Genomic DNA, 1956 nt, shown 5'->3' with positions numbered 1-1956 from the left:
GTTGCGGGCGGGGTTCTCAGGTTTGCGTCCGCCGGGCCTAGCCCGGCGCAACCGCCGGCTCAGGGAGCCGGCACGACCTGGGCACTGCCGACCGGGTTGCGCGGGTCACTGCCGCCAAACAGTTTGTTGGCCTTGCGATCCCATTCCACCGTCTGCAGGTTGCCCCACACGTGGCTGGAACCGCGGCCGCCGGCAGCGACCTCGCCCGGCAGGTCGATCTTGTGGCCCATCGCCTGCAGCTGCTTGATGGTGCCAGCGTCGAAAGCATTGCTTTCCGCTTCGATCAGGTCCGGCAGCCACTGGTGGTGGTAGCGCGGCAGCGCGGCGACCTGCTGCGCATCCAGGCCAGCGTCGTAGCCCAGGATACCCAGCAGCACCATGGTGATGATGCGGCTGCCACCGGGCGTGCCCAGCACGATCACCTTGTCGTCGTTTTCCATGAAGGTCGGCGTCATCGAGCTGAGCATGCGCTTGCCCGGCTTCGGCGCGTTGGCCGCGTAGCCCATCACGCCAAAGGCATTGGGCGTTCCCGGCTTCAGCGCGAAGTCGTCCATCTCGTTGTTCAGCAGCACGCCGGTGCCCTTCGGAATCAGGCCCGAGCCGTACAGCAGGTTGACGGTCTGGGTGGCACCGACACGGTTGCCATCACGGTCGATGATCGAGAAGTGGGTGGTCTCATCATCCTCCAGCGGCGTCGGGTTGCCCGACAGCAGGTCGCTGGGGGTCGCCTTTTCCGGGTGGATGGTCGCGCGCAGGCCCTGTGCGTAATCCTTGCTGGCCAGCACCTTCTGCGGGATCTGCACGAAATCCGGATCGCCGAGGAAGAAGGTGCGGTCACGGTAGGCACGACGCATCGACTCGACCACCAGATGGGTGCGGTGCGCGGCATCCATCTGCTTGATGTCCCAGCCTTCCAGTATCTGCAGCATGCTGGCCAGGGCGATGCCACCGGAGGACGGCGGCGGTGCGGTGGTGATCTTCCAGCCGTTGTAGTTGAAGACGATCGGCGCACGCTGCTTGACGCGGTAGCCGGCCAGCTCTTCGGCGGTCCACTTGCCTCCCGCCTGCTTCACGCCGGCCAGCAGCAGCTTGCCGGTCTGGCCCTTGTAGAAGCCGTCGAAGCCACCGGCCGCCAGGCGCTCCAGGGTCTGCGCCAGTTCCGGCTGCTTGAACAGGTCACCGGTGGCGATCGGCTTGCCATTGCGCAGATAGACCTCGCGCGTACCGGGATAACGCTCCATCACTTCACGGCGCGAGGCATATCCCTTGGCCATGCGGTCGTACACCGGGAAGCCTTCACGCGCGATGCGGATCGCCGGCTGCAACGATGCCGCCAGCGGCAGCTTGCCGTGCTTGGCCGACAGTTCGACCAGCGCCGCCGGCAGGCCCGGAATGCCGGCCGACCACGGGCCGTTGACCGAGCGGTCGCGGTCCAGGTCACCCTTCTTGTCGAGGAAGGCCTGCGGCGTGGCCGCGGCCGGCGCGGTCTCGCGCGCGTCCAGCATCACGTCCTTGCCGGTAGCCGCATCATGCAGCAGGAAAAAGCCGCCGCCACCGAGGCCGGAGCTGATCGGCTCGACCACTGCCAGGGTCGAGGACACCGCCACCGCCGCGTCGAAGGCGTTGCCGCCCTGGGCCAGGATGTCGACACCGGCCTGGGTGGCCAGGGCGTGACCGCTGGCGATGGCCGCGCCATCGGGGCGCTCGGCACGGACCGGGGCATCAGCCCAGGCGACGGAACTCAGCAGCAGGCCGAGCAGCAACAGGGGGCGGGCGAACGACTTCATTCGGATGGGGGCTCCGCATAGAGTTCGGGATGATCGTGCTGCAGTTGGCGCAACTTGGCCAGCAGCTCGATTTCGGTTTCGACGATGTCCGGATCGGGGTCGATGCATTCGACCGGGCAGACGACCACGCACTGCGGTTCGTCGAAATGGCCCACGCACTCGGTACAGC

2 protein-coding genes are annotated in these 1956 nt (G+C 67.1%); both read right to left on the bottom strand.

Features of this window, described 5'->3' with window-relative positions:
• Window positions 1-59: 59 nt before the first annotated feature.
• A complete protein-coding gene (gene ggt, locus AC1VAN_RS20210; RefSeq protein ID WP_032977848.1) occupies window positions 60-1787 on the bottom strand; it encodes a gamma-glutamyltransferase in 1728 nt (575 codons plus the stop codon).
• A partial coding sequence (locus tag AC1VAN_RS20205; RefSeq protein WP_480986573.1) for a 4Fe-4S dicluster domain-containing protein occupies window positions 1784-1956 on the bottom strand: 173 nt, incomplete at its 5' end. The genes ggt and AC1VAN_RS20205, both read right to left, overlap by 4 nt.

Source organism: Stenotrophomonas sp. 05L44_2 (genome assembly GCF_056665995.1).
The sequence above is the reverse complement of the archived record's forward strand: the minus strand, read 5'-3'. Positions and strand labels throughout refer to the sequence as shown.